Raw genomic sequence first — 7,377 nt, 5'->3', positions numbered from 1 at the left:
GCTTTAGCGAGGCTGCGAAGGCGGCAGTACTGACAGCCCTTCTGTGCCTGACCCGCCGCCTTCGCGGCCTCGCTAAAGCTCGACGGCTCCCACAGGAAAGCGCCTGTGTGAGTGGGATTTTCTGCAGCAAGCCAGCACAGGGGTTCGCGATATTCAGCAGTATATGAAGGGGATTTGAGCAGCACCTTGCCCCACAGGGAGGTGTGCTGTGTGGCTGGGATTTGAGCAAGCACCGGTTTCGCTATGTGGCTTGGATTCCAGCCACTACACCGTCCAACTGTAGGAGCTGTCGAGCCTCAGCGAGGCTGCGAAGGCGGCAGTACTGACAACCCTTCTGTGCCTGACCCACCGCCTTCGCGGCCTCGCTAAAGCTCGACGGCTCCCACCGGAGGATGAGTCACCATCCAGTCCAGGAACGCCTGCAGCCGGGTACAGAACTGGTCGCCCGCCGCACTCGGGTTCCTGGCTTCAAACAGAAAGAACGCCACATGAGTGACCCTGGCCGGGTACCGCTGGACGAACAGCGCCACATATTCTTCCAGCGTCTGCGGCCATGTCACTGCCGACTCGGCACTCAAGACATGCGTCGCCCTGATCAACTTGCGCGACGCCTCGCGCTGCAAACGAAGGCGCTCCTGCTCAGTGCCGGCCTGTGCGATGCGGGTGAGGTAGGCACTCAACACATCGGCGAAGTCCGCATTCACCGCTGACGCAATCTCACGGCAGGGCCGAAACCGCTCGAACTGCAGCGACAGGTCGTCACCCCACAGGCAGCGGCAGTGATGCTTGAGCCAGAAGCCCCAACTGTTGCGGTGTTCAGCCGACAACACCTGCGCACGGCTGCCGATATCGAAATCTATCTTGGTGACCTCGGGATGCCGCCGCTCCAGCGCAAGGCGCAGCACCTCCAGTTGCTGCACACTCTGCGCAGTTGGCGGCTCGCGCAGCACCAGCGTCAGGTCCAGGTCGCTGACACCCGGCGTGGCCTCGCCGCGCGCGACACTGCCATACAGGTAAATACCGTCCAGCCCCAACGACGGCAGCGACAACGAGCTGCACACATCCGCCAGCAACGCCTGGAACGCCGGCTGCACAGGCACCTGGCCTACCGTCAGGATAAAGCCCTCGGCATCAAGGCCGGTGGAATGCACAGTACTCACGGACGATGCACCTCGATCACCAGCCCCTCTTCCGCACTCGGCACACAGAAATGGCGGGTGATCAGCTCAAACTCGGCATCGGTGGCGGCGAAGTCATGCTCGCCACGCGCATTGCGTGCGTGCAGCCGCGCGCGGCAGGTGGCGTCATCGAGTTCCAGGTAATGCAGGCAGTGCGGCGCCCCGGCGGCCTGCGCCAACCCCAGCAGCGCTGCGCGATTGGCCAGGGTGTTGGCGGGAAAATCCAGTACCACATTGACGCCTGCTCCCAGCAGATCAACCACCAGCGGCCCCAACACCGCTTGAATCCGCTGGGCGCAGCGCAGGTAGTCGGCGATCGACAGCACTTCACCCGGGTATAAGCGGGCGAGCCAGGCATCTTCACTGAGCAGGATGGCCGCGTGCTCGGCCGCCAGGGTCTTGGCCAGCGTCGACTTACCGGCGGCGATCTTGCCGCACAGCAGGTGCAGGGTAGGCATGGGCACAGCTCCATTGTCTGAATCGAGGACGCCAACGCTGCCACATTTTTGCCCCGCGTGTCGAAGCACAGCGATGCACGCTCGATCAATTAAGTTGAATTCCTGCGTTTACAGGGCGGTCACCTATAAGGACGACAGCGAGACGACAACGCAATGGAGGTGGTTATGAACCTTGCAATGACACTCTTCAGCCTGTTTGCCGGTTGGATGGCTATTGTGATTTCAATGATGTGGGGCGTACTGCGGGTGCTGCGCTGGCACCATGATTAGCACGCCGGATGGGCGCTACTTTGTAGTCAAGGGCCAACTCTGGCGCTGCACGGACCCGGCGCTGGATGACGCCACGCGACAACGCTGGGTCAATGACTTGATGGACGCCCGCCGCGCGGTCAAGGCGGCCAAGGCCAGCGGCGATCCCCAACAACTCAAGGCAGCACGCCAACAGGTGCAGCGCGCCAAGGTCGCCCTCGGCGAGCGCGGTCCCGTGTGGTGGACCGATGGCAGTCCGGATTTCAATCGGTGCCAGGTGGCCAACACACCCTATGCCGCCTGGTTCGAAAAACATCTCGACACGAAACCCCACTGAACTTTCTTACAAACGGCACGTTCCTTTCCTATGCGAAGTCATCGCGCCCCTGAGCCCATGGGCGCAGAACGATAAGGAGCCGCCACCCCCATGACCACCCTCCCCACCTACCGCTACACCCCAGGGCCGCTGCATGCGACGTTGCTCGCCGGCAGTGTGCCGCTGTTTCTCGGGGCCTTGCTCAGTGATATTGCCTACGGGCAGACCTACCAGATTCAATGGGCCAACTTCGCTTCCTGGCTGATCGCCGGCGCGTTGGTGTTCAGCGGTTTTGCACTGCTGTTCGCTCTGGTCAATCTGCTGCGCGCGCGGCCCAAGGCTGGGCGCCCGACCGTGTACTTCCTGCTGTTGCTCGCGGCCTGGGTAGTGGGGCTGGTCAACGCCTTCCAGCATGCCAAGGACGCCTACGCCATGATGCCCACGGGCCTGGTGCTGTCGGCGATCGTCACGCTGCTGGCAGTGGCGGCGACGTGGACCGGCCTGACCAACCTGCGCTCGGGAGATGCCCAATGAAAACGTCCAGCACCCTGACCGTATTGAGTGCAGCGCTGCTGCTGAGCGCCTGCGGTGGCGAAGGTGACAAGACCCAGGCCCGCGGCCCCGACCCGAAGTTGCCGGAGCAGCAAAGCAGCCTGCTGCCGAGCATGAAGATCGCCGAACCGACGCCATGGGGCGAACAGAAACCCCAGGTCCCCGAGGGCTACAGCGTCACCGCCATTGCCACCGACCTGGCCATCCCGCGCCAGACCCTGGTGCTGCCCAACGGCGACATCCTCATCGCCGAAGGCCGTGGCGGCAGCGCGGCCAAGCTCAAGCCCAAGGACGTGATCGCCAGCGTGATCAAGGCCCAGGGCAACACCAAGGTCAAGGGCGGCAACCGCCTGACCCTGCTGCGGGACGCCGACGGTGATGGCACCTACGAACTGAAGACCGTGTTCGCTGACAACCTCAACGCGCCCTACGGCCTGGCGTTTGCCGACGGCAAGCTCTACGTCGCCAACCAGGACGCGCTGGTGCGCTTCGATTACGTCGACGGCCAGACCAAAGCCAGCGGGCCGCCGACCAAGGTCACCGACCTGCCGGCGCAGATCAACCACCACTGGACCAAATCCCTGGCCGTGAGCGCCGATGGCCGCCAGCTCTACGTGGGCATCGGCTCGAACAGCAACATCACCGAACGCGGCATGGAAGTCGAAATCGACCGCGCCATGGTCTGGCAGATCGACGCGCAAACCGGCGCCCACAAGCCCTACGCCACCGGCTTGCGCAACCCGACGGCGTTGACCATCCAGCCTGATTCCGGGCAACTGTGGACGGTGGTCAACGAACGCGACGAGCTGGGCCCGGACCTGGTGCCCGACTACCTGACTTCAGTACGCGAAGGCGCCTTCTACGGCTGGCCCTACAGCTACTGGGGCCAGAACGTCGACCCGCGCGCCCAACCACAGAACCCGGCCAAAGTCGCTGCCGCGATCAAGCCGGACTACAGCCTGGGCTCCCACGTGGCGGCACTCGGCGTGGACTTCTCCATCCCGGCCCTCGGCGAGAAATTCGCCGACGGTGTGTTTGTCGGCGAACACGGCAGTTGGAACCGCGACAACCCTGTGGGCTACAAAGTGATCTTCGTGCCGTTCAGCAATGGCAAGCCTTCCGGTGAGCCGATCGACTTCGCCACCGGCTTTCGCGGCGACGACGGCAAGACCCGCGGGCGCCCGGTGGGCGTGACGGTGGACCCGAAAGGTGCGCTGATCATCGCCGACGACCTGGCCAACACCGTTTGGCGGGTGACGCGTAACCGCTGAGTAAAATGTTTGACTTGATTGCCTGAAGCAACAATATAATTGCTTCAGGCAACCATTCGAGCATCCGCCATGTCTACACCCCAGCTTGTCGAACGCGCCGGCATCGTGCGCGGCTTCAACCGCTTCTATACCCACCAGATCGGCGTGCTGCAGGAACACCTGCTGCAGAGCGATTTCTCCCTGACCGAAATCCGTGTGATGTACGAGTTGTCATCGCGAGGCGACCTGACCAGCGCCGACCTGTGCCAGATGCTCAGCCTCGACGCGGGTTACCTGAGCCGGCTGACCAGCGGGCTGGAAAAAAACCGCCTGATCCAGAAAGTCCGCTCGCCCACCGACGCACGTGCGGTGCTGTTGCACCTCAGTGATCTGGGCCGCGCCGTGCTGGCCCCGCTGGAGCAGCAGACGCAGAACGAAGTCATCGCCCTGCTCGATGCCCTGCCCGACGCCCAGCAACGCCAACTCACCGGCGCGATGCAACGCATCCAGGCCCTCCTGCAAGGCACTGCGCCGACCTACCTGCTGCGCGACCCGCAACCTGGCGACATGGGCCTGGTAGTCCAACAGCAATCGGCCTTGTACGCGCGTGAATATGGCTGGAACTGGGAGTTCGAGGCGCTGGTGGCGGAGATTGTCGCCAAGTACCTGCGCGAGTTTGACCCAACGTGCGAGCGCTGCTGGATTGCGGAAAAGGACGGCGAGGTGGTGGGTTCGGTGTTTGTGGTGCGCCATGACGCCACCACCGCCAAGTTGCGCATGCTGTATGTCGACGCCAGCGCCCGAGGCATGGGGATTGGCCAGCGGCTGGTGGATGAATGCCTGCGTTTTGCCCGGCAGGCCGGCTATACAAGCATGCTGCTGTGGACGGTGAACATCCTCACCGACGCGCGCAAGCTGTATCAGAAGGCGGGCTTCGAACTGACCGAGGAGGAACCCACCGTCAGTTTCGGCAAGACCCTGGTCAGTGAGACGTGGGTACGCGCCCTGTAGAAAAATACCTCCCGCGCTGTACTCGGCGCGGGAGGCCAGGCGTTACAAATCAGTGATTTCCTTGTGGCGCGGCACCAGCGCTTTCATCACGCTCCACGCTACCAGGTAGGCCAGTGCACAGATCGCGAACATGATCATGTAGCCGGTATGGATATCGTTGATCGACTTGTAGTAATCAAATACCCAGCCGCCGATCTTGGTCATCACCACCCCGCCGATACCGCCGGCCATACCGCCGATGCCGACCACCGAGGCCACGGTTTTCTGCGGGAACATGTCGGACACGGTGGTGAAGATATTGCATGACCACGCCTGATGCGCCGACGCTCCCACCCCGATCAGCAACACCGGCACCCAGAAGCTGATGTAGCCCAGCGGCTGCGCCAGCAATACCACCAGCGGGAACAGCGCGATCACCAGCATGGCTTTCATGCGACCGTCGTACGGTGCGTCGCCGCGCGCCATGAAGTAGCTGGGGAACCAGCCGCCGCCGATGCTGCCGACCATGGTCATGCTGTACAGCACCGCCAGGGGCATGACGATGTCGGCGCCTTTCATGCCGTATTGCGCGGACAGGTAGGTGGGCAGCCAGAACAGGAAGAACCACCACACGCCGTCAGTCATGAACTTGCCGAAGGCGAAGGCCCAGGTCTGGCGGTAGGTGAGCAATTTGAACCACGAGACTTTTTTCTCCGGCGTGCCGGCCGGCGCCGCCGTGAACGGCTGGACGGTCTGGTCGCTGCGGATATACGCCAGCTCTTCGGCGGACAGGCGTTTTTGCTGGTCGGGTTTTTCGTACAGCGCCGACCACACCGCCACCCACACGAAGCCCAACATGCCGATCACCATGAAGGCGGCTTCCCAGCCCCACAGGCCGGCAATCAATGGCACGCAGATGGGGGCCAGGATCGCGCCTACGTTGGCGCCGGAGTTGAAGATACCGGTGGCCAGCGAGCGTTCTTTCTTCGGGAAATACTCGGCAGTGGCCTTGATCGCGATCGGGAAGTTACCCGCCTCGCCAATCGCCAGTACCGCGCGGGAGAGCATGAAGCCGGCAATCGACACCGGAATCACCGCCAGCCCGATCGCCCCGCTGACCGCCGCGATGCCCTCGCCCATCGGCACCGCGAACGCGTGCATGATTGCGCCGGTGGACCAGATGCCAATCGCCACGACATACGCGGCCTTGGTGCCGATCTTGTCGACGAAGCGCCCGGCGAACAGCATCGAAATCGCGTAGACGAACTGGAACACAGCGGCAATGTTGGCGTAGTCGGTGTTGCTCCAGCCAAATTGCGTCGACAACTGCGGCGCCAGCAGGCTGAGCACCTGGCGGTCGAGGTAGTTGACGGTGGTCGCGAAAAACAACATCGCACAGATGGTCCAGCGATAGTTGCCTACCGCCTGGCCAACGCGGTGGGCGTTGATGGGCTCATTCAAGTTCATGGCATCACTTTTTATTTTTGTTAGTCAGGACATATGTAACGTCATATGTCGTCGTACAACTGTGACTTTTATAGCGGGCTGCCTGACGGCTGTCAATCTGAAAGATTGCGGTTTTTGTGGGGTATCACACCGGTGTCAAAACTGTCAGGCGCGACAAGTTGTAGGATGACGCACGCACATGACCACGCTCGGGGCTTGGCCAGGTACATCATCGAGTTCTCCGAATGGCTGCATGCCGACTTTCTCCAGCACGCGAATCGAAGCGGCATGGTCCGGCCGCACCAAACCGAACACGGCGGGTAGCCCCAGGGTGTCAAACGCCAGCCGCAACGCATCACGCGCAACTTCAGTGGCATAACCCTGCCCCCAGGCCTCCACGGCAAAGCGATAACCCAGGTTGATGCGCGGTTGCGTGAGGTAGTTCAGCGGCGCAATACCGCCGAACCCGATGATGTGCGCCGGCGCTTCGCGCCGAGCAATCGCCCACCAGCCATAGCCATGCGCCGCCCATTGCTGCAGCCAGTGATCGAGCAGGCGCTGGGCCGCTGCCAGGTCTTGCATCGGGCCGGCCGGATTGAAGAGGTTGGTTTGCGGGTCACCGAAGATCGCGAACAATCGCGCCACATCCGTGGGCTGGGGCTGGCGGTAGGTAAGGCGTGGGGCGGTCATCGGCTAGCTCTCGTTTCTGTTTGTAGATAGTAGTGTGTCTTTTTGCGGCGCACCGACCAGAGGTGAGCTGATTTATGCTGAGCAGGCTTATGGTGTGCAAGCTTATGGTGAGCATACTTTTTGTGGCGAGCGGGCTTGTTGTGGTGAGCGGGCTTGCCCCGCGTTGGGCTGCGCAGCAGCCCCCATAAGTACCCCCTTTAAACATCAGGTATACCGTGGCGCCTGGTTTTGGGGCTGCTGCGCAGCCC

At 62.5% G+C, this 7,377-nt stretch carries 8 protein-coding genes; 4 read left to right on the top strand and 4 right to left on the bottom strand.

Annotated elements, in window-relative coordinates; translation table 11 throughout:
- Positions 1-365: 365 nt before the first annotated feature.
- On the bottom strand, positions 366-1,160 hold the full coding sequence (locus QMX97_RS31005; protein WP_282398179.1) for a nucleotidyltransferase domain-containing protein: 795 nt from the start codon (positions 1,158-1,160) through the stop codon (positions 366-368).
- Complete coding sequence (locus QMX97_RS31000) at positions 1,157-1,636, bottom strand: ATP-binding protein (protein ID WP_282398178.1); 480 nt, start codon at positions 1,634-1,636, stop codon at positions 1,157-1,159. The genes QMX97_RS31005 and QMX97_RS31000 overlap by 4 nt, the downstream gene beginning before the upstream one ends.
- Before the next feature lie 262 nt (positions 1,637-1,898).
- Here QMX97_RS31000 and QMX97_RS30995 point away from each other — a divergent pair, with 262 nt between their 5' ends.
- The 4 genes from QMX97_RS30995 (at position 1,899) to QMX97_RS30980 (ending at position 5,014) form a co-directional block, all read left to right on the top strand.
- On the top strand, positions 1,899-2,222 hold the full coding sequence (locus QMX97_RS30995; RefSeq protein ID WP_065908037.1) for a hypothetical protein: 324 nt from the start codon (positions 1,899-1,901) through the stop codon (positions 2,220-2,222).
- 90 nt (positions 2,223-2,312) lie between these two features.
- Entirely contained in the window at positions 2,313-2,735 is a 423-nt protein-coding gene (locus tag QMX97_RS30990; RefSeq protein ID WP_065908035.1) for a DUF2231 domain-containing protein, read from the top strand.
- A complete protein-coding gene (locus tag QMX97_RS30985; RefSeq protein ID WP_065908033.1) occupies positions 2,732-4,024 on the top strand; it encodes a sorbosone dehydrogenase family protein in 1,293 nt (430 codons plus the stop codon). Before QMX97_RS30990 ends, QMX97_RS30985 begins: the two co-directional genes overlap by 4 nt.
- 69 nt (positions 4,025-4,093) lie before the next feature.
- Positions 4,094-5,014 (top strand): bifunctional helix-turn-helix transcriptional regulator/GNAT family N-acetyltransferase, encoded by a 921-nt coding sequence (locus QMX97_RS30980; protein WP_106803667.1) that lies wholly within the window; start codon positions 4,094-4,096, stop codon positions 5,012-5,014.
- 42 nt (positions 5,015-5,056) lie between these two features.
- Here the strand turns inward: QMX97_RS30980 and QMX97_RS30975 are convergent, their stop codons facing one another.
- Together QMX97_RS30975 and QMX97_RS30970 are read right to left on the bottom strand one after the other, a co-directional pair.
- A complete protein-coding gene (locus QMX97_RS30975; protein WP_120448779.1) occupies positions 5,057-6,460 on the bottom strand; it encodes an MFS transporter in 1,404 nt (467 codons plus the stop codon).
- 144 nt (positions 6,461-6,604) lie between these two features.
- Positions 6,605-7,129 carry a GNAT family N-acetyltransferase gene (locus QMX97_RS30970; RefSeq protein WP_065908027.1) on the bottom strand — a complete coding sequence of 175 codons (525 nt, stop codon included), beginning with the start codon at positions 7,127-7,129 and terminating at the stop codon, positions 6,605-6,607.
- Positions 7,130-7,377: the final 248 nt, after the last annotated feature.

Origin of the sequence: Pseudomonas sp. PS01298 (assembly GCF_029959745.1) — a bacterium.
GTDB lineage: Bacteria > Pseudomonadota > Gammaproteobacteria > Pseudomonadales > Pseudomonadaceae > Aquipseudomonas > Aquipseudomonas aylmerensis.
The sequence above is the reverse complement of the archived record's forward strand: the minus strand, read 5'-3'. Positions and strand labels throughout refer to the sequence as shown.

What these genes read in the sequence shown, in the direction of transcription:
- QMX97_RS30980 (WP_106803667.1), top strand. Translation starts at nt 4,094, where the DNA reads ATGTCTACACCCCAGCTTGTCGAACGCGCCGGCATCGTGCGCGGCTTC.
- QMX97_RS30970 (WP_065908027.1), bottom strand. Translation starts at nt 7,129, where the DNA reads ATGACCGCCCCACGCCTTACCTACCGCCAGCCCCAGCCCACGGATGTG.
- QMX97_RS30975 (WP_120448779.1), bottom strand. Translation starts at nt 6,460, where the DNA reads ATGAACTTGAATGAGCCCATCAACGCCCACCGCGTTGGCCAGGCGGTA.
- QMX97_RS30990 (WP_065908035.1), top strand. Translation starts at nt 2,313, where the DNA reads ATGACCACCCTCCCCACCTACCGCTACACCCCAGGGCCGCTGCATGCG.
- QMX97_RS31000 (WP_282398178.1), bottom strand. Translation starts at nt 1,636, where the DNA reads ATGCCTACCCTGCACCTGCTGTGCGGCAAGATCGCCGCCGGTAAGTCG.
- QMX97_RS30985 (WP_065908033.1), top strand. Translation starts at nt 2,732, where the DNA reads ATGAAAACGTCCAGCACCCTGACCGTATTGAGTGCAGCGCTGCTGCTG.
- QMX97_RS30995 (WP_065908037.1), top strand. Translation starts at nt 1,899, where the DNA reads ATGATTAGCACGCCGGATGGGCGCTACTTTGTAGTCAAGGGCCAACTC.